This is a genomic window from Arthrobacter sp. 2762 (assembly GCF_040548745.1).
GTDB lineage: Bacteria > Actinomycetota > Actinomycetes > Actinomycetales > Micrococcaceae > Arthrobacter.
Map to the genome: position 1 here is coordinate 13,136 of NZ_JBEPSI010000017.1, position 18,339 is coordinate 31,474.

The 18,339-nt window shown below is 59.8% G+C and carries 19 protein-coding genes; 10 read left to right on the forward strand and 9 right to left on the reverse strand.

The features are described 5' to 3' along the window. The first annotated feature begins 228 nt into the window (after positions 1–228). Positions 229–525 carry a hypothetical protein gene (locus tag ABIE18_RS21300; RefSeq protein ID WP_499724506.1) on the forward strand — a complete coding sequence of 99 codons (297 nt, stop codon included), beginning with the start codon at positions 229–231 and terminating at the stop codon, positions 523–525. A 181-nt stretch (positions 526–706) separates the two neighbouring features. Here ABIE18_RS21300 and ABIE18_RS21305 read toward each other — a convergent pair whose 3' ends face one another. Next, a complete protein-coding gene (locus ABIE18_RS21305; RefSeq protein WP_499724507.1) occupies positions 707–1,093 on the reverse strand; it encodes a response regulator transcription factor in 387 nt (128 codons plus the stop codon). Between the two features lie 423 nt (positions 1,094–1,516). Between ABIE18_RS21305 and ABIE18_RS21310 the strand changes: the two genes are divergently transcribed. Continuing rightward, positions 1,517–2,569, forward strand: a complete 1,053-nt coding sequence (locus ABIE18_RS21310; RefSeq protein WP_499724508.1) for a glycosyltransferase family 4 protein — start codon at positions 1,517–1,519, stop codon at positions 2,567–2,569. A gap of 247 nt (positions 2,570–2,816) precedes the next feature. Here the strand turns inward: ABIE18_RS21310 and ABIE18_RS21315 are convergent, their stop codons facing one another. After that, a complete protein-coding gene (locus tag ABIE18_RS21315) occupies positions 2,817–3,080 on the reverse strand; it encodes a hypothetical protein (protein WP_499724509.1) in 264 nt (87 codons plus the stop codon). A 345-nt stretch (positions 3,081–3,425) separates the two neighbouring features. Here ABIE18_RS21315 and ABIE18_RS21320 point away from each other — a divergent pair, with 345 nt between their 5' ends. Together ABIE18_RS21320 and ABIE18_RS21325 are read left to right on the forward strand one after the other, a co-directional pair. Then, a complete protein-coding gene (locus ABIE18_RS21320) occupies positions 3,426–4,004 on the forward strand; it encodes a recombinase family protein (protein ID WP_499724510.1) in 579 nt (192 codons plus the stop codon). A 246-nt stretch (positions 4,005–4,250) separates the two neighbouring features. Continuing rightward, positions 4,251–4,949 (forward strand): AbiV family abortive infection protein, encoded by a 699-nt coding sequence (locus tag ABIE18_RS21325; protein WP_499724511.1) that lies wholly within the window; start codon positions 4,251–4,253, stop codon positions 4,947–4,949. 108 nt (positions 4,950–5,057) lie between these two features. Here ABIE18_RS21325 and ABIE18_RS21330 read toward each other — a convergent pair whose 3' ends face one another. The 5 genes from ABIE18_RS21330 to ABIE18_RS21350 form a co-directional block, all read right to left on the reverse strand. After that, on the reverse strand, positions 5,058–5,180 hold the full coding sequence (locus ABIE18_RS21330; protein ID WP_499724512.1) for a hypothetical protein: 123 nt from the start codon (positions 5,178–5,180) through the stop codon (positions 5,058–5,060). Positions 5,181–5,740: 560 nt separating this feature from the next. Then, positions 5,741–6,067 (reverse strand): hypothetical protein, encoded by a 327-nt coding sequence (locus tag ABIE18_RS21335; RefSeq protein ID WP_499724513.1) that lies wholly within the window; start codon positions 6,065–6,067, stop codon positions 5,741–5,743. 379 nt (positions 6,068–6,446) lie between these two features. Continuing rightward, complete coding sequence (locus ABIE18_RS21340; protein ID WP_499724514.1) at positions 6,447–6,830, reverse strand: hypothetical protein; 384 nt, start codon at positions 6,828–6,830, stop codon at positions 6,447–6,449. Between the two features lie 260 nt (positions 6,831–7,090). Then, positions 7,091–7,468: a DUF7793 family protein gene (locus tag ABIE18_RS21345; RefSeq protein WP_499724515.1), complete on the reverse strand. Its 378-nt coding sequence runs from the start codon at positions 7,466–7,468 to the stop codon at positions 7,091–7,093. Between the two features lie 698 nt (positions 7,469–8,166). Further along, entirely contained in the window at positions 8,167–8,694 is a 528-nt protein-coding gene (locus ABIE18_RS21350) for a hypothetical protein (RefSeq protein ID WP_499724516.1), read from the reverse strand. Positions 8,695–8,869: 175 nt separating this feature from the next. On the opposite strand from ABIE18_RS21350, the gene ABIE18_RS21355 reads away from it, so the two are divergent. The 4 genes from ABIE18_RS21355 to ABIE18_RS21370 all read left to right on the forward strand — a co-directional run bounded on the left by ABIE18_RS21355 (position 8,870) and on the right by ABIE18_RS21370 (position 13,670). Then, the gene (locus ABIE18_RS21355; RefSeq protein ID WP_499724517.1) at positions 8,870–9,232 is read left to right on the forward strand and encodes a response regulator transcription factor; all 363 of its coding nucleotides are present in this window, start codon (positions 8,870–8,872) and stop codon (positions 9,230–9,232) included. 520 nt (positions 9,233–9,752) lie between these two features. Continuing rightward, positions 9,753–10,154, forward strand: coding sequence for a hypothetical protein (locus ABIE18_RS21360; protein ID WP_499724518.1), 402 nt, complete (start codon positions 9,753–9,755; stop codon positions 10,152–10,154). Between the two features lie 64 nt (positions 10,155–10,218). Then, positions 10,219–11,763: a signal peptidase I gene (locus tag ABIE18_RS21365; RefSeq protein ID WP_499724519.1), complete on the forward strand. Its 1,545-nt coding sequence runs from the start codon at positions 10,219–10,221 to the stop codon at positions 11,761–11,763. A gap of 251 nt (positions 11,764–12,014) precedes the next feature. Then, positions 12,015–13,670 carry an ATP-binding protein gene (locus ABIE18_RS21370; RefSeq protein ID WP_499724520.1) on the forward strand — a complete coding sequence of 552 codons (1,656 nt, stop codon included), beginning with the start codon at positions 12,015–12,017 and terminating at the stop codon, positions 13,668–13,670. A gap of 193 nt (positions 13,671–13,863) precedes the next feature. On the opposite strand, the gene ABIE18_RS21375 is transcribed toward ABIE18_RS21370, so the two are convergent. After that, positions 13,864–14,268, reverse strand: a complete 405-nt coding sequence (locus ABIE18_RS21375) for a hypothetical protein (RefSeq protein WP_499724521.1) — start codon at positions 14,266–14,268, stop codon at positions 13,864–13,866. A 1,305-nt stretch (positions 14,269–15,573) separates the two neighbouring features. On the opposite strand from ABIE18_RS21375, the gene ABIE18_RS21380 reads away from it, so the two are divergent. Continuing rightward, positions 15,574–16,164 (forward strand): recombinase family protein, encoded by a 591-nt coding sequence (locus tag ABIE18_RS21380; protein WP_174177380.1) that lies wholly within the window; start codon positions 15,574–15,576, stop codon positions 16,162–16,164. A 14-nt stretch (positions 16,165–16,178) separates the two neighbouring features. On the opposite strand, the gene ABIE18_RS21385 is transcribed toward ABIE18_RS21380, so the two are convergent. Further along, positions 16,179–17,198, reverse strand: a complete 1,020-nt coding sequence (locus ABIE18_RS21385; protein WP_499724522.1) for a hypothetical protein — start codon at positions 17,196–17,198, stop codon at positions 16,179–16,181. 184 nt (positions 17,199–17,382) lie between these two features. Here ABIE18_RS21385 and ABIE18_RS21390 point away from each other — a divergent pair, with 184 nt between their 5' ends. Further along, a complete protein-coding gene (locus tag ABIE18_RS21390) occupies positions 17,383–18,315 on the forward strand; it encodes a hypothetical protein (RefSeq protein WP_499724523.1) in 933 nt (310 codons plus the stop codon). Positions 18,316–18,339: the final 24 nt, after the last annotated feature.

The window sequence follows — 18,339 nt, forward strand, 5'->3', positions numbered from 1 at the left end:
TTCCTGAGAGTACATAGGAAAAGCCCACCGGTGGGGGGCACCGGTGGGCTTCGGGTTCGACGGTATGGCCTGGTGCTTCCAACATCAAATGGAGGATCCATTACGGGCCACGGGCGGGCCGTCGCTCTGAGGTTCCAGGCCCCCACCTGGCCGGGTCCTTCCTTTGCTTTGGATAAAGCGCATACTCAGGCTTAAGGGCGTAGCACTGCGCAGGAAGCTGTTATGGACATGAGCATCACTGTATTTACTCTCACCGAGGTTCTTGAGGTCCATGACATACCGGCCCGGTTCCGCCGGGATCCCGAGCTGCTTGGTATCGCTTACGCCTTGGCGGCCCTCGACGAACCGGCCGACGATGTGGCACGGTCTTTCTACGATTCCGAAACGACGCTCCCCGCAGACACGGTGGGCGGACTGCGCACTCCGGTATCCAACGGTGAGCTTCTCAGGCAGATTCACATGGCCCGGCTGACCGACCGGCTACACGCGCTGACCACCCCTGACATCCAAAGCAGGACAGGCTAACGCCCGGACAAGCCCCGCGGCCGGGTGTCCCTTCAACAGGTGTTCCCCTGCCAACGTGAGCATCCCGGAGCTGCACCCCAATATCAAGGGAGGCTTGTGCGGGGACTCCGGTTCCGAGGAACAGTGCATTCGCAACGTTTGGGCGCGTCGCCAAAGCCGCCGGTGTGGGGGAGTGCCCCTTTTACGTGGTGGTCTCTGGTGTGCGTGGCGGCAAGAGTTCGTGGATGATTTTCCGCAGATCCTCTGGCCGGAAGGGCTTTGCCAGGTAGGCAGTGGCACCTGAGGCCATCGCTTCAAGTTCGTCGTCCGGTTTCGCGGAGGCGGTGATGATCACCAGCGGTGCCGTCGTTTCCTTCCTGATCCGACGGGCCACCTCGTGCCCGTCCAGGTCGGGCAGGCCCACGTCCAAGGTAATAAGGACCGGGTCAAGCTCTTTCGCGGCCGCCACTCCTTCCAGGCCCGTCGCGGTGGCCTGTGCTTGGAAGCCTTCATTGACGAGGATGAAGCAGAGCAGGGCCCGGACGTCCGGGTCGTCCTCAATGACCAGGCACATGCCGCGAGAATCCATGCAGAACCCGCACCTCCAAATTTTTGATCATTCTATGAGTCGCAGGGCGTCCTCAGGCGGACACCCCGCCCAAGACCGTTGTCATTTCGCTGCCGCAGCTCCCCGGACACCCGTAGTGTTGGTTCCATACGATGCTTGGGGGAGCAATAAATGAAACCGATCACTGTTGACGGCGGTAAGGGCACAGTGGAACCTGGTGCCGACGGAACTATTTAACTCGTGGGGAATCCGGGATCGTTCTGGACGTCGATGATGCCCATGCTGCTATGGCTGGCCCATAGGTTGTGCCCGCGCATGGCCGGCTCTAGATTGGGGCATGATCAACTCCCCAGACCAGAGGGCTTTTCTTGAGCTCCAGTGGTTACATCGCCTGAGCAGGCCCGCGGCATGGGCCCTCCGGTCCCGGCAGGTGGGAGAGCCGGGATGCGGATTGGCCTGATCGCTCCGCCGTGGATACCCGTTCCTCCGCCAGCCTATGGCGGCATCGAGGCCATCGTTGATGTGCTGGCCCGGGGTCTTACCGCCGCCGGACACGAGGTCCTGCTGGCCGCCGCGGCAGGCAGCACCTGTCCGGTCCCACAGGTTCCGGGGGGACCCATCGGGGACCCGGCACGAGTCGGGGACGGCTCTGATGAACTCCGCCACATTATCTGCGCCTACGAAGCGATGGACGCCGTCGATGTGGTCCACGATCACACCCTCGCCGGCGCGCTGTACCGGCACCGCCCACATCAAACACCCATCATCGCCACAGCGCACGGTCCACTCGCAGCAGGGCTGGGCCGGATCTATCAGGCGATAAGCCTCGAAGCGTCTCTCATTGCCATCTCACATCACCAGGCCAACGCCGCACCCGGACTCAGCATCAGCCGTGTCATCCATCACGGCATCGACGCCTCCGCAGTTCCAACGGGGCATGGCGAGGGCGGCTACGCGTGCTTTTTGGGACGGATGAATCCGGACAAGGGCCTGCTGCAGGCCATCGGGACCGCACGAATGGCCGGGATGCCGTTGCGGATTGCGGCAAAGATGACCAGCCGGGACGAGCACGAGTACTTCGCCGCAGTCATCGCGCCGCTGCTCGGTCCCGACGTGGAGTATCTGGGCGAGCTGAACACCAAGGACAAATACGCACTTCTGGGCGACGCCGTGGCGCTGCTGAATCCCATTCAATGGCCCGAACCCTTCGGCATGGTCATGATCGAAGCCCTCGCCGCGGGGACCCCCGTCATCGCCACGCCACGGGGCTCTGCCCCGGAAATCATCGACGACGGTGCAACCGGATTCCTGCGCGATGGAATCCGCGAACTGGCGGACGCCCTCTGCCAGGCCAGAACGCTGGACAGGCGCAACTGCCGGAACACGGCCGAAACACGCTTCAGCACCGAGCGAATGACCTTCGAGCATCTTCAGCTCTACAAGGAGGTCCTCACCACCGGTACCATTCCGGCGAGGTCCGCATCTGGCCAACTTTGAACACCCAGGGGCCCATGCGTCGCACGCCACCATGGGCGCATGATCGGGGACGCCAACACGACCGGCCTGTAAACCGGTTCCTGCGCGGCCCGGGTCGGACGATTTTCAGGACCAGCCCATCCCTAGGGCTGTTCTGGCACTTACCACCACACCAGTTCAGCAGTCACACTTCTCGGGCCTTTCGGAATGCCCGGATGGATCGCTCCGATAATGCATGGAAATGACGAACTCCCCGCGTCCGTTCCGGCTAGGCTTCTCCGAGCTGGGTTGCGTCCAAGCGGTGCTCCCTAGGGGATGTTTGGGTTCCTTCCGCCTTGGCCCGGATGAAATCCAGGTCGTCCTGGGAGAGCCTGGCCTGGCCATGTTCGTCGCAGTCAGCCCTTACGCCGGTTTCCCTGCAGATTTTTTCCGTCAGGGTGCGCGGCAGGACTAGGCAGCCGGCGTTGTCGGTGAGCCACCGCTGGGTGGCGGGGTTGAGCCGGTCCCAGCTGTCCTTGATGATCATCTCCATTGATGACGCCTTTCTGAGCTTCTGAGGGGCCCGGATGGATGAATGCGGTCCTGGTCTGGTACTCGGAGTGTGCTCAGGATATGCCAGTCGATCAACGAAGGATGTGGGCTCTCATCCGATAATCCAGTCCCCGGTTCTAACATGAACTGCGCGTTAGCGTTCTGAACCTGGTCGGCTCTCTGCATTCATCTCATTAATGGATCCGTTGATGAGAATCACCGATGTGTGTTTCTTCGACGATTCTGGTTGGCGGCTTTTCGGGCTACTAACTGTCCCAACAATGTGTCTCACTAGGGTATTCTCAGGATCACTCATATTTGCCCTTTGATAAGACCCGGAGAAGTGATGGCACGCCTTGGATACGCCCGCGTCAGCCTGGCTGACCAAAACACCGATTTGCAGATCCGGGAACTGGAAGCAGCTGGGTGCGAGCGGATCTATAAAGACCAGGGGATCAGCGGGACGCGGGTAAGTCGTCCGGAGCTGGACCGGATGCTGGACCGTCTCGGCCCAGGGGATGAGGTCGTGGTGTGGAAGCTGGACCGGTTGGGACGAAACACTCGCCACCTGCTCGAGCTCTTGGATGACTTCAAGGTGCGAGGCATCAAGTTCCGTTCCCTAAGGGATGGCATAGCCACTGACCCAGCCAGCGAGGTCGGGGGAGCGATGGCCCAAGCGATGGTCACCATCATTTCCGCTTTCGCCCAGCTTGAACGAGACCAGCTTTCCGAGCGCACCAAGGCCGGCATGGCGGCTGCAGCTGCTAACGGACGCAAAGCAGGCCGCCGGGAAATCACGACAGACCACGAGAAGGTCAAGAGGGCACATGAACTGAAGGCTCGCGGTCTCAAGCCGACGGACATCGGAAAGATCATCGGAGCCAGCCGCGCCACCGTCTACCGATACTTGGCCATGGGCTCCTGAGACACTAGGGGCAACTGTCCCGGAAGTTGTCTTGGGACTGCCTCCAGCAGCGGACGATTTGGGACAACATCCGGGACGGAAATGTTACGCGAACGCCGGCTGCCGTTGGCACAGCAAATCCCCGACGGATGGCGGTCATCCGCGAGGGAGCGTCCCGGTTCTAGGGAAATGGAACGCCTCATGCCGGGACACGTTCGATGGGTCTGATAGGTTCCAGACACGCCACGGACTCGGAGGTTATGTTCCATGGAGCTTTCTGCTAAGAATGCCCGGGATCTTTGGAAAGCTCTGATGGGTAACGCTGCATCTTTGGTACGCCACGCGGAGCTTCTACTGCGCTCGGGATCTTTCGGTCGCGCATGGTCCCTAACAGTGCTCGCTCAAGAAGAGTTGGGTAAGGCGTTGTGGATTTACGATGCATTCCAAGACTCTTGGAGCGCGGGTGACGATGATATCCAGGTCGTGAAGGTAATCAAGGAGCACGGACGGAACCACGCGAGGAAGTACATGGAGGCCATAGTCTTCGGACGTGAACTCGCGGCCTTCTGGGGTGACTACGGCCAGGACGACGATTACGGCGACGACCAGGAATCTTGGGAGAGGATTTGGCAAGAACGTCAGCAGAAGTCCGAGGCCGCAGCTAAGGAGGCGAATCTCCTCAAACAGAGAGGATTCTACGTTGATCAGGGATTGGGCGGTTCAATCCAGTCTCCAGCCAGCATCGAGCAGGGAACACTTGTCCAGGACCTCCAAACGGCGGCCCAGGTCATCGAAATGCTGCTGATCAAGGATCACACGCGGATGAAGCACTTCTCCGCTGAACCCTACGACGGAACACACTCGACTCAATTCACCTTGCTTCCGATAGCGCATCCGGAAGACTGGGCAGCGGCCAGCGAGGACTTCCGAGCGGCAGCAAATGGGGAGGACGCCAAAGACCAATGAAGCGGCACAGTTGCGTCTTTGAACCGCGGGTTAACTCCCACTAAGATGTTCCGCTTCCAAGGAAGTGGGACACCGTGAATGTTGGTAGGTCTGCTTCGAGCGCCCCGTTTACTTGAGCACCAGCCACAGGTCAACCGCGGCCTTGGCGGCCGCGATCAGCAGAGCAGGGGCGGAGAGCCACACGCCAGCGATCTGCCAGCTGTTGGCACGCGGCCGCGGTCCTTCACCCATGGTTCTCCTGTCTTTCGCTCGGTATGGGAGAACCATCGTAGAGGTTGAGGGCGAAGGCAGGGGTATTGGGAGTAGGTCCTGATATCGCTTCTGCACATGACATACACAGGGGTCGAACCGACGCAACAACGAGCTGTGGATCCAGGGACGCCAGCCGTCCACAGAAATCTCACGGCGCGTCGCCTCCCCCGGGCGTGTCACTGAGCGGATGCTGCGTCCTTTTCTTGTTCCGCTCGTGCTTCTATCTTCTCCGCCTCCTTGTCCTGCCCGGCGAGCAGTTCGATCAACTGTTCGCCAGAGATCCAGTTATGCAGGTGCCTTGCGCCTGCGGCTGCGCCACATGCCGCCACGCACCTTCTCGTAGATCAGTGCGAAACCTACCCGGACACGGGTGCCCCTCGGCCTCATGTGTCCTCCTCCATATGGAGTTGAGCCGCGGTCGCCTTGACCTCGCGGTCGGTCGGGTAATCCGTGCTGTTGCTCATGGTCGTTGCCTGCGGTTCTATTCTTCTCCGTGACCCGCATTCCGGACGGTGACCTGAGGGTGGCGATGACTGATTTCACCGCTCGGCATCCGGAGGAGCATCTGCCACAGCAGCTTGGGGTTGTTCAACAAATGCTTTCACCCGTTCGACATACTGTCGGCAGTGAAGCCTGTAATGCTGTTCGTACTGATGGAAGTGGCCGGCCGCTTCACCAGGCAGGCTGAAGTACAGCCCATGTTCAAGGACCGTTGCCCCATCTGCCGCGCCTTGCAAGAAAGTCCGCCCACGCGCATGCGGATCCTTGTCACCCAAGGTCCGGGTAATGGCCAGTTCCAACGGAATCTCTTCCACAACTTCTATGGCCGAAACATGCTCTAATCCATCGCGCATCGAGATGAACACCTGGATCTCACCAGCTCCTTCCTCCCCAGGAGCTCGGAAGCCTCTCACAACATCCGGGGAGACTAGGACGCTGTTCTCCGCTGGCTTGATGAAGTCCCAGACCCGCTGTCTTGACGCATTGATAGCGGCAGAAGCAGATACATAGTGCACGGTAGGTTCAACCGCTGGCGGCGTGACCTTCTGGCGTTCGAACCAAGGACTCATGGCCAGAGTGTTTCATCGCCGGTACTGACCGGCAAGCCGCAATTCCGCAGTGATGCCCCCGAACTAGGTCATTTTTGGGTGTTCCACTCCTAAGGAATCGGGACGCTAGGCCACGTGTAGTCGTGGGAGGTAATGCAACGCCAAGGCGCGTCGCGCCGCAGCCCTCTTTTGATTCTTATGGTCGTTTTTTGAGAGCTTCTTCGTAGAACGTGAGTCGCGTGGCTGCATGGGCCATGTTCCGCTGTTCTTTGACGTAGGAGTACGCGATCCAGTAGCCGGCAACGAGGACTACTAGGCCGATGGAAAGAGGCGGGGCAAGGGGGCCCGCCCAGGGTGCTGTTGCTTGGCCTATCAAGGGGAAGGCCACCAGGATTACCCCGATATATAAGGCGGTAAAAGCGCCGAGGCTCCCGCCACTAAGGTGAGCTGTTCGGTTGCGGAGGCTGCGCAAGTCTTCAAACTGTTTGTCCTCGCTCAAAGTGAGGAAGGTGGCTATTTCAGCACGTGTTACTTCCGGGAAGCTTCGCGACCGCAGCCCGCGGCGGGTGAAAGAGTGCATGCGAGAGAGCATATGAGCTGGGGCAGACTTTCTAATCAAAGTCATCCGGACGGTAGCCTTCGCAATATCGAGTTGCTAGCGCCAACAGCCCACCTGGTCCTCGGAGGGGTCGAACAGGTCGGTCTCCTTGATCGCCGTAATTTGGTGCGACTCCTTGTCGTAAAGTTCAACGAGGGAATCCCATGCGAGTGTAGGTGTCCTCCGGACCGCACGTGATCCCATCGATTGCCCGAGGGTTTCGGACCTGGTTCCTGGGAGGATCAGGAAGCCGGGGCCTGGAGGAGCCAGTTCAAGGCCTGGGTTCTGTCCGTGAAGAACCGTGTGGGACATGGATAGGAGTCCTCGGCGCGGAAGGTGGCAATAACCCGGTCCACCGGGGTTGCACCGACCAGGGCGATTCGTGACGCAGCGCAGGGTAGGGAGAACGCTGCTCGGGCGTCGTGGCTGACGGTGTCGAGGTGGGCCATGTCCACCAGCATGGGATGGGAATCCCCAGCGCAGAGCTCGTTGATCGTTGCCATGGCAGCTTTGATGTCGGCAGCCTCGAGAACACATTCATGCTGCCAGATCAGATGGATCACGCCATCCTCACGGAGCTGCACGATTCCTTTGCCGCCTTCGATGAGCACAGGCTGCACTCTGCATGATCCCTTCTTCAGACGGCTCCTGGCCGAACTCTCAAGTTGTGTATTAACTCCAGCTTTCGCTGGAGGTGCTCCATGAAATATTGAGAGCTTACCCTGCTGCCTAGGCGAATTGCGCTCGGGTGAGGCGATGGCCGGGAGACCTGACGGGGCGGGGCAGCCGGGGTCACCCGCCGGCCCGCGCTGGGGGAGCGGACACTCCAGCCACATGGCGGGTCGTCAAGGTTTCTTCGACGCGATGTCTTCGATCCAGCCTTCTGCAACTCTCAATGGCCACTAGCTTCTGCCACATAGCCGGTTCCGACCATCGTTGCCTTACTGGGCGCTTCCCCCTGCAGCATGCAGGTATCGCCTTGACTGCCGGAAAATCTGAGATTGCTTTCCGAGGAACCCTGAGGTTCCTCAAGAACTGGTGCGAAGTCGTTGAAGGATGACGCCTGGCTTCCTGCGGGAACCTAAAGCTTCGACTACAGACTTCGACATACGCGATCCCTGCATGCGGCACCTCGCGGCGTGCTTGGACACCGAATGTGGTTCCGGCGCTGCCAAGCCATTGTGGAGCCAAGCGTCCCTGAATCCCGGGACACGGGGGCCATCATGCCAAGGGTTGCTAGCCGGATCCTGTTTAAGCAGCAAACGGGGTTCCATACCTCGGCGGGACGTATGTTCGGACTTGGCGACCGGATTCCTGGTCAGGGAAGAGCCGAGCTTGTCGTGCTGTTTTCCCTGTGCGAGCGGGTCGCGAGTTCACGGGCTCGTATCATGGCATTTTCGGATGCCTCGATCTCGGACCACGGGCGGCGGGCCGTTCGGTAGAGATCCCGGGCCCATTCGAACTCCGCTGCCGCGTCGGCGTAGAGTGCTTCTTCGAAAAGCCGTCTGCCGATCTGGTACCGCACTGCTGCTTCCCGGGCCGGGGTTGCGGCAAGACGCAGGGCTTCTTCCTGGAGGCGCCGCGCCTCGTGCCAACGGTACTGGCCCCGGTACGCGCAGGCTAGAACGAGCAGCGGGTTCAGTCTTTTTGAGGAACGAGCCAGCAGCGCTTCTCCCTCTGCCATTGCTTCGTCACAGCGCCCGAGGAGGACAAGGATCCACACCCGTTCAATATCGGGGCAGCTGGCCAGTCTGTCCAGAAGGGCCGTGCTATCCAGTACGACTTCGCGAAGTGTCGCAGGGTCGGTAAACCAGGCCTCATTGGTCGACGTCACGGTCTCAGTCATACGCTTGCCTCCCGAGTCGTCTCAAGAACCGCCGCAGCGCCCCCTGTACACACCCATTCCGGGAAGGAGCTTCGAATTTTGACTTAGTATCAGTATTACAGAATTGACAAATTCTACTGATTGCGTGACAACAGCCGCTCGCACAGCAGGAACCTGTGTTCCAAGGGGGATGGAAATGCCTGCAAGGCCGGTTGGGTTGGTGATAGAGGACGACATGGACTTCCGAGGCCTTGTCAGTGCCGTCGTTGGTTCCCTCGGCATCAATGTTCATAGCGTGGCCACCGGTGCGGCCGGGATTGATGCCGCACGGGAATACCAACCGGACATCATCGTGCTGGATTATGGGCTGCCGGACCTGAACGGGCTTGAGGTCGCGTTGCGAATCAGGGAATTCAGCGATACGCACATGCTGATGCTGACCGGACGGGCGGACATGGCCGGGAGCATGCTCACGGCCGGCGTCCACGACTTCATGACCAAGCCGTTCAGGGTACGGGAACTACGAGAACGCGTCATCACTATTCTGGGAATGACCTGAGTCTTAGCCGAGCTTTCGGGCTGAGCGATTGATACTGCCGTAAGCGGCTGCCGGCGCCGGGCACTTCAGGCAGGTCCGAGGACGCTTTGGAACAGCACGGTCCCTGGTGTCTCGGCTTGATCTTTTCACGGGCTCTGCGCAAGCCGGCATCACTGTAACGCGCCCCGACAAGGAAGCGCCCTATGCCGGGTTTCCAAGGCTGGTTTTCAAGGTCTGGCGCGTTGTTTCATGGGATTGCCGCAGTTTTCTCCGAGCTTTCACCTAGCTCGGGACGGACCAGCCAATCGGGCTGTTAGCTTCGTACTTGTCGATGTGGTTTTAGCCGTATCAGGTCCGGTTAGTCCGGTCAGGTATCTGGCGCCCGCAGCGAATACGATTTGGGGGAATCGCAATGACTCTTACTTCTTTCGTGTTGGCCGCCGGACTCCATCGGCGAACGCCACCCTTCCAGTAGAGGGTTGGTCAGGTCACGGGGTCCGCTCAGGGGCTGCCGGGCAATCTAAACCGAAAGAGAACCATTATGCGCAAGTCCGCAAAGATCATCACCGCTCTGTCTGTCGCCGGCCTTGCCGTGGCCGCAGGTTCCGCGTTCACCGGTACCGGTGTCGCAGCCACAGGCCAGGCAAGCGCCGCCCAGTTCGTCGGCGGTACCGTCAGCCAATCGGTAAGTGGCGCAACGCTGACGGAGATCGCCTATTCGTTCGCCGATGCCGGCGCCAACACCCGCGTCAACAGCATCGCCCTGACGTTCAGCACCACGGCCGATGGCCGTGCCGTTGCTGTCACCCCGACCGGCGGCTCGGGCGGAACGTTCGACTGCACAGATGTTCTCTCCAATGCCTCGACCTGCACCTTCATCCCCACTGATGCGGAGACGGGCTACACGGGCTTGTCGAGCCTCGCCGTCACTGTCAGCGAGTAGGTTCAGGCGCGAGGGGGCGGCCCAAACTGGGCCGTCCCCCTCTTACTTCCTTGGGGGATCCGATATGGCTAACCGGCCGCTGCGGCGTCTAACGGCGCTGGTTCTGTCAGCGCTGGCCGTGCTGGTGTTGACTGTTTCAGGAATCGCCTTGGCGAGCGGCCAGGTATCTGTGGTGATCACGCACGGTAACAGCATGAACCCCGTCTACTACCAAGGTGATCTGGTGATCGTTCAGCGGGCCCCGTCCTATCAAATTGGGGAGATCGCCGCTTACAAGCTGCCCGGGAAAAAGGACGTCGCGCTGCACCGGATCATCGCCGGCGACTCCTCGGGGTTCGTCTTCAAAGGCGATAACAACGAATCCATAGACCCCCTCACCCCTGGCGCCGACGAGCTCACCGGCCGGGCGGTACTGCATATTGCCCAAGGAGGAACCTGGCTGGAGCGCCTGACCAGCCCCCCGGTCCTTGGCGTAGTCGCGTTCGCCCTGCTGGTGAGCGGGGGAGCGGCCACCACCGTCCGACAACGGCGCAAACGAAGGAAAACAGCCATGTCCCGACACACCACAGACTTCCGAGCCAGGCCACTATCCGTTGGCGGGTTCCCGCCCACCCTGAGGGTCTCTGCCATCGTGACGCTCGTTCTTGGGCTCCTGGGTACCGTGCTGGGAGTGGTGGCCTGGTCCGGGCCGCTGGAGGAGTCAAGGGCGTCGGAGGTCAAAAGCGGAACGCACATGGACTTCTCATACAGTGCCGCCGTCGGGCGAACCGCTGCCTACGACGGCACGACCGCCACTTCACCGGACCCGATCTTCCGGAAGCTCGCCAACATCGTTGAGGTCAAGTACGCCTACAAGGGTGATCCCGGCACCATCGCCGTCACCGCCGAACTCTCAACACCGTCCGGGTGGCATTCAACGTTGCCGCTTGCCGGGCCCGCAGCGTTCACGAGCGAGGAGTACCACGGCACGGTCCAGCTGGACCTCAATGCCGTGGACGCGAAAGCACAGGCAGCCGCCACAGCGACGGGCGTAGCATCCGGGCCGGTGACTGTCGCCATCACCCCACAGGTCACCACAGACTCCGGAGCCCTGTTCACACCAGAGTTGAAGCTGAGCCTCACACCGTTGCAGCTCGGCCTGGCGAACAGCCAAACAGATCTCACGGTCACGGACTCCTCCACCGTTCAGCAATTCATCACAGGCCCCAGGATGATTGGCTTCACCGGCTGGTCCATCACCGCCCTCAACGCAAGGATCATCTCCGCAGTGCTGCTCCTGGCAGCGATGACAACCGCAGCCATCCTGATCGTGTTTGCGCGAAGGACCGCCCCCAGCGATGAAGCCGCAGCCATCCACCGCCGCTACGCCGCGCTGCTGGTAAGGGTCCACCCCATTCCGGCCCCCCAGGGACGGCCGGTCATCGACGTCACCACCTTCGCGACCCTGGCCAAACTCGCCGAACGTTACGGCCTGTTGGTCCTGCACTGGTCCCGCAGCGGAGTGGAAACCTTTGTCGTCCAGGACGAAAACATCACCTACCGCTACCGCACCGGGGAAAACCAAACCCCTTCCGAGACAGCCCAGGTCCATTCAGGAGCAGACGCATGAACGGGAGGGCACGAGCAGACGCATGACCGGAAAGGTCAAGCGGTGCTGGGCCGGATCGGTGTCACCGATCGGGCGCATCGACCCGCGAAAAGCGGAAACGCCCATGCCTGCGGCCATGGAATCGCCCGCGCAGGAACCGAGGTTCGTCGATTCAGCCCCGCGTCCTGGACGGCACACCCTTGGGCGGCAGCCGCCACCCCAACCGTCCCGGTATGCTCCGTTGAAGGGGGACTTGGGGGAGGGAAGCATTCATGGGTGCGAGGGATACAACGGACACTTCTGTGTTCATGCCGCTGGACAGCTATTTCCAACAGATCGGTTTGAGGAGAAGCATCCTCCTCTGCCAACTGCCGCTCAGCGCCGCGATCCTGCTCATCGTCGCGCTCACGGCGTTGTTCAGCCCCGCAACCCTGCATGATCAACTGTTTCTCCTCATCCTGCTGGTTCACGGACTCATCTTCGTGGTGTGCTTATTGGCCCCCTGGAACCGTCTGCCAGCCGGCAGCTTCGCCGTCATACCGATCCTGGACTCCCTCGCGGTGGGACTGAGCCGGGAGGCGGGTGGCCCCGTGCTGAGCGTCGCTGGCCTGCTCATGGTTCTTCCCGTGGCCTGGCTGGCCGTCAGCACCTCGAAGACCCGCGTCCTGCTCGCTATAACGGCAGCATTATCGGGCACCCTCCTGCCACCCCTGGTCCTTGGATACATTCCCAAATCCTCTGACCTCGTGCGCGTGGTCGTGTTTCCAACGATCATGGGCGTGGTGGCCGTCACCGCGCATCTTGTAGCCCGCGCCGTTAAACGGCACCGGGCAGGGATGGAACGCAAGGACAGGGAACTTGAGCGGGTCTACGAGCAGAGCCGGCAACGGCAACGCCTTCTGGATGGAGTGCTGGAAACCGTCAGCGTCGGAGTGTGGGTGCTGGACGCCCACGGCGAGGCCATCCTGACGAACGCACCGGGACGTCAGGCCCTTGCCCAGGCCCCCACAACCCACCAAGGGCCCGGTCCCTCCAAGCCCACCAACTGCCCTGAAAATACCGGAACAAAGAGCCCCCTGAACCGGGCCATCTCCGGAGAGGAATTCTCCGACGAGCTTTTCTGGGTGGGCAGCGGCGAAGCAAGGAAGGCCTACTCCACCACAGCCCGGGCACTGCACAACGACGACGGACGCCGAGTCGGATCAGTAGTCGCCTTCACCGACGTCACAAGCCTCATCCAAGCAATGAGCGTGAAGGACAAGTTCGTGGCAACCATTTCCCACGAACTGCGCACTCCCTTGACTTCCATCCTGGGCTATCTCGAGCTCATGCTTGACGATCTGGACCCCGCACAGGCCCCAGGACAGCTTGCCGTGATCGAGCGCAACGCCCGAAGGCTGCTTGCCCTGATCAACGACCTGCTCCTGGTCGCATCCGACAGGCGGGACCTGAACATACAACCCACGCACTTTGCCAACATCCTGGAACAAGCCGTAAAAGCTGCCACCAGCGGTGCGTCAGCGAAAGGACTGCAGATCCGCACCGACATCGACAGCCCCCTGCCAGCACGGCTGGATCCCGATCAAATCCTCCAAGTGGTCGGGAACCTCCTCTCCAACGCGATCAAATTCTCCCCGGACGGCAGCGGAGAAATTACCCTCACGGCACGGTGTAACGGCGCTGGACTCGTGTGCGCTGTGACAGACCACGGAATCGGCATGAACGAACACGAACGGAACGAAGCCTTCAGCAAATTCTTCAGGGCCGACCACGCCATGAACACCGCCCTTCCCGGCGCCGGGCTGGGACTGCCCATCAGCAAGGCCATCATCGAACGACACGGAGGATCCATCAGCCTCACCAGCGCTCCCGGAGCTGGAACCACAGCCACATTCACAATCCCAACAGATACAACAACAATCGAATAATGCCCGTCACGGAATCATCGGGTACCGGACCCCACCGGTTCAACGAATCCAAGCGCCCCGACCTCGGAAATCATCACAATGGTGTTCGCCTCAACTAACTGTCCCGTAAGCCGATCCTTTACCGGACGCCAGGCAACTTCAAATCATCCACCCAGTGCAAATTTTGCTGCTGAAGGGGAGCAACAGCATGCATTTACCAGTAGCGTCCGAAAATGGTCTGGATGTAGATCAGCATCAGGATGTAGCCGGCGCTGCATAGCCAAACGTAAGGCCATGGAGTGCGCGTTTGTTCCGCCTGTGGCTTGGCCCGCTTCCCCTGCGGGTGAAACACGATCACGTAGAGGCTAAGGGGGCGCCAGCGGTAGATAGCAAGTGATGCCGCCACGAAAAGCGCCGAAAGATACGACAGAATAGCTATGCCCTTGAAGTCCGTTAGAGGCGGAAGAGTGAGTGCAATTGCTATGGCGCATCCGTGGAGGACAAGGTTCGCCCTCCCCAGGGATCTGTGGATGGGCGAACCCGGACGAACGATCATGGGAAGTTTGAAATGCCCGGAATAGCCAACGGCGTATGCCACGATGACGATGTAAGAAACCATCAGGACTCTGCTCAACGACGACACTCTTCACGGAGGTCCGAAATCGAGCCCGGCAGGTCGTTGAGGTTTGTGGTTAAGCCGGAAAGTCGACATCGCTTCACATCTGCCCCCACTCAAAGTCCGACGGTTTTGCCAGCATAGGCCACAAATCGTGAAGGAACCCTTTCCTGGTCTTAGAAACGAATTCGAGTACGTGCACCTAGTTCCGTTCGATGCCAATTCGGAGCTTCCACTCTCCCAAGCACAACGAGTGGTCAAGTATCTTGCTCCGTCCTGTGCCCCGGCTTAGCGTCAAGGCGACACATGCTTCCCTGCAAGCTCAGGGCTTTCGGACAAACAGGGAAGGGCGAGGATGCCGACTGTGACCTACAGAAGCCGCCGGCGAGCTGCCTATCCAATTCATAATGGAGAGAACACATGTTGCCCCTACCTTCGACGCCACACTACCTCTAGCTCCGCCCGTAAGCCGATCCCTCATCGAACGCCTGGTAAGTACCGTAAGCCGAATGGACTACGGAACATCCTGGCGGTTGCGAGCCCGCCTCAGCTTCCAGGCTCCCCAACCCATAATCATTGCCAACGGCAATGTCGCCAAAACTAGGGCGGGTCTGGGGTGGAAGGATTGAACATCTGGTCCACCGGTAATCGTGAATTGACAGTGGATTCCCAACGGAAAGAAATCGTAGGACGCCTTCGGGCTGCGGGGTCCCCCTTCCGGGGAAGCGACCCGTCCCTCGGGCGGATAGTCATGCAGGCAGACGACAGTTAGTCCCGTGTACTGGTGTATCGCGAGTTGCCGATCAAACACACCGACAAAGAAATACCAGCCGATCGACAGGGTCAGTGCGATAAGCAGAATCAGACCTCTCTTGTTCACTCATCCCCTAAATGAAGTGTCCTTGTCGCTGCAATCACCATAGACCCAGTGCGAGGCTGAAGAGCGGTTCCCCGATCCCAAATTGCTTTCAGGGGTCCAGGAAGCAATGAGTAACTTGATCTCGGTGCGAACCTTTTCGATGTTTCACAAGCCGGTCGATCAGCGCGTCACGGAAACCCGCCGACGCCGCCTGCGTTACGGCGGGTCATGGCGATGTACGTAAGACCTGCACGATGAAATGAACGATGAGGGGGCGCTAACAGCACAACGATGGTCTCACCCCACCCAGTCGCATACGCGTCAATAACGACCGTTTTTGACGAGTGGCGGGCGTGCCTTCCGGAACTCCCTAAAAGACCCTTTAGTATTGGTCAAAACTGGTTTCCGGAAAGAAAACCAGTCAAAACCATTCGTGGAGGGTTTTTGACGTGTCTGGAAATGTTATCGGGTACGCGAGGGTCAGCACTCGAGGGCAATCTTTGGATTCTCAGGTTGATGCCCTTGTGGCGGCTGGAGCTGTCCGGGTGTTTCAGGAGTACGCCTCCGGTGCCACCCAGGCGCGGACGCGATGGAAAGAGTGCCTGGACTACCTGCAGCCGGGCAATGTCTTGACTGTCGCAGATTTGACCAGGCTCGGTCGAAGCACGGCGGATCTCGCTGAAATCGTGACCGTCCTTGGCCGGCGGGGGATTGGGTTCCGCTCTTTGGCCGAACCCTGGCTCGACACCACAAGTGCCCACGGAAAACTCATCTTCGATATGTTTGCCTCCCTGGCGGAGTACGAGCGGTCCCGACTTTCCGAAAGAACGAAAGCCGGCCTTGCAGCGGCAAAGGCACGCGGCCGGCTGGGAGGGCGGCCTCGTTCCATGACCCCAGGAAAGCTGGAAACCGCCCGGCAGTTGCGCGCTGAAGGAAAGACCTTGAAGGAGACCGCGCAGCGGCTCAGCGTCAGCGTTTCATCGCTGACGCGAGCCCTCAGTGGAAGCGACACCCAGGAAGAAGAAGCTTCGGCAGCATAGCCAGCCTTCGCCACCTAGCTGTCTTCGTAGACGATGTCGTGCCGTACAAACCCGCGCGCATCCGCGCGCTTGAATCGATCCTGCGTGGGTCCAACCAGGCGTTCCAACGCGTCTTTCCAACCGCCTGCAGCAATGCGGTCCCTGTTAGAGGCGCCGGTGTCGCCTAACTGAATGTCGGGAGGCAGCCCGTCTGTGAGGGCGAGGCCGGTGAGAAGTGTAGGGAAGGCCACGGTGCTCAAGTACTGACGCATCTCATTGAGTTCGCGCACAGGGCTGACCCATGCCGAGAACGGCCCTGGGCGATGGATCATCGCAGCGGACTGCGTTTCGACCTCAACCTGCTGTCCTATACGCCCCCGCCCTAAGACATCTCCGATGAGGAGTTCACGGTGGCCATGATCCTGCGATCTAAAGGGTGTTAGATCATCTGAGGTGAATGTTCGGGCGGCAGCAACCCTGACGGCTCGGTGCTTGTCGGCGTTCGAGTAGGCCTGTAGCAGGAGCAGAGGGTGGGCGTACTCGATCTTTTGACCGCTGGCAGCTGCAAACCGGCTGGATATTGAACCCACCCGGCTCTTGTCATCCTGAAAGGGCTGCAATTGGCGCAATCTCTTTCCAAGTGTTGTGCTCGAACCGACCGCTGTAACGTGGGCGCGGACCATCGCGTCCTGCCACCTTCTGAACTTCTCCGCATCGTCGTATATGGGCATACTCACCTTGCGCTCGGCCGCGGGCGAGAGCTTGGTATTCACCTTGCCGACCAAATGCCAAATGACATTATCTAGCCCAGCGCGTAGATGATTGACGGCTTCGCTGAACAGTAGCGAGGCGACCGGAGGTACAGGTCGGATGGAGGTGACCCTGAGCTCCATCGTGTTCCCGCGTCTAAACTCCGTTAGCGTTATTGGGCCGTTCCAAGACCACTCGCCTGCAAGATCGCCGATTTCATACGCAAGCTGATCGGCGCGGGCTAGGCGTAGAACTACAGGATCAAGCTGTGGAGGGAACCAGCCCGACGATTCAGAGTCTGACATGTGTGTCATCCTCCGGACTGCGCTCTGGCCACAGCTCGAATTCCTTGTTAGTGCTTTGTGGCTCCAAGTCAGCCCAGAATCTGCCCATGGATCATTCATACCTGATCAAGCTGGGTCAATTTACCGCCGTCGCGACAGTACAGGGTGTGGGACCCTTGTTCCACGAGGCGAGGAGGCAAGTACTGTGTATTCCTTTCGGGAGCGCTTCCACTTGGGCGATAGGGTGCGGATCGCAGAGGCGGGCCAAGAACTTGTTCTGTCCACCGAAGACGATGCACCTCATAGAGTCTTCCTCGCCGTTTTGAACTCCCCATCGATAGCAGACACTGCCGACCTTGCCCTTAAAGGAAATGGCTTTGCAAGCGGGGAAGAAGCGGCTGAGGCCGCAGAGAAATGGTCGTCCTACCTTCAGCTCGGATTAGCCAGACGTTACGCAGGAGCTGAGTTCTATCAACCCCGGCCTGAGGCCGGGAGTTACATGTTCGAGCTTGAAGGCAGGCCCGTCCTTAAAGATGTACCCGGGAGGATCATCTTTAGGACCGATCCTCCACCGGCCTTCTCGCAGTTCCAGGCGACCGTTGTAGTCAACAAGGACCCAAATGGAATCGTCCAGGCTATTCGGGTTGCAAAGGAAAAAGGTCTCTCCCAGACACTGAATGACAGAATCGCATTCGACCTCTTTGGCATGTCTTTTTCCTCAGATCAGTTCACTACGCGCTTCGTGACGTTAATGATGGCTGTTGAGACCCTCATCAGACAGAAAGCTCATCCCCCTGAGGTCATCGGACTCATAGACGGGTTCCTTGCACAGACTGATTCAGCCGAGATACCAATGAATATAAAGGCTTCACTGCTGGGATCATTGCGCCAAATGAAGGAACAATCAGTGGGCCACGCCGGCAGGGAGTTGGCAGCCGAAGCACTCGTGGGGCGGAAGTATCAGGATCTTGAACCGGCAGCGTTTTTCAGCAAGTGCTACACGTTACGGAGCAAGCTTGTGCACGGGGAGTCAAGCGGGATCGATGAGAACGAAGTCAATTTCCGGGGAGCAGGTCTGGAGCTCTTTGTTGGAGATCTGCTGTCTGCGCCACTGCTGAAAGATGTGCCGGACCTGTAGCAACACCGCCCCGTCTGTTGTTGC

Excerpts from the sequence above, each read along its gene's own strand:
- ABIE18_RS21310 (WP_499724508.1), top strand. The coding sequence starts at position 1,517 with ATGCGGATTGGCCTGATCGCTCCGCCGTGGATACCCGTTCCTCCGCCA.
- ABIE18_RS21325 (WP_499724511.1), top strand. The coding sequence starts at position 4,251 with ATGGAGCTTTCTGCTAAGAATGCCCGGGATCTTTGGAAAGCTCTGATG.
- ABIE18_RS21350 (WP_499724516.1), bottom strand. The coding sequence starts at position 8,694 with ATGACTGAGACCGTGACGTCGACCAATGAGGCCTGGTTTACCGACCCT.
- ABIE18_RS21305 (WP_499724507.1), bottom strand. The coding sequence starts at position 1,093 with ATGGATTCTCGCGGCATGTGCCTGGTCATTGAGGACGACCCGGACGTC.
- ABIE18_RS21300 (WP_499724506.1), top strand. The coding sequence starts at position 229 with ATGAGCATCACTGTATTTACTCTCACCGAGGTTCTTGAGGTCCATGAC.
- ABIE18_RS21365 (WP_499724519.1), top strand. The coding sequence starts at position 10,219 with ATGGCTAACCGGCCGCTGCGGCGTCTAACGGCGCTGGTTCTGTCAGCG.
- ABIE18_RS21370 (WP_499724520.1), top strand. The coding sequence starts at position 12,015 with ATGGGTGCGAGGGATACAACGGACACTTCTGTGTTCATGCCGCTGGAC.
- ABIE18_RS21330 (WP_499724512.1), bottom strand. The coding sequence starts at position 5,180 with ATGGGTGAAGGACCGCGGCCGCGTGCCAACAGCTGGCAGATCGCTGGC.
- ABIE18_RS21375 (WP_499724521.1), bottom strand. The coding sequence starts at position 14,268 with ATGGTTTCTTACATCGTCATCGTGGCATACGCCGTTGGCTATTCCGGG.
- ABIE18_RS21315 (WP_499724509.1), bottom strand. The coding sequence starts at position 3,080 with ATGGAGATGATCATCAAGGACAGCTGGGACCGGCTCAACCCCGCCACC.
- ABIE18_RS21320 (WP_499724510.1), top strand. The coding sequence starts at position 3,426 with ATGGCACGCCTTGGATACGCCCGCGTCAGCCTGGCTGACCAAAACACC.
- ABIE18_RS21355 (WP_499724517.1), top strand. The coding sequence starts at position 8,870 with ATGCCTGCAAGGCCGGTTGGGTTGGTGATAGAGGACGACATGGACTTC.
- ABIE18_RS21385 (WP_499724522.1), bottom strand. The coding sequence starts at position 17,198 with ATGTCAGACTCTGAATCGTCGGGCTGGTTCCCTCCACAGCTTGATCCT.
- ABIE18_RS21340 (WP_499724514.1), bottom strand. The coding sequence starts at position 6,830 with ATGCACTCTTTCACCCGCCGCGGGCTGCGGTCGCGAAGCTTCCCGGAA.
- ABIE18_RS21360 (WP_499724518.1), top strand. The coding sequence starts at position 9,753 with ATGCGCAAGTCCGCAAAGATCATCACCGCTCTGTCTGTCGCCGGCCTT.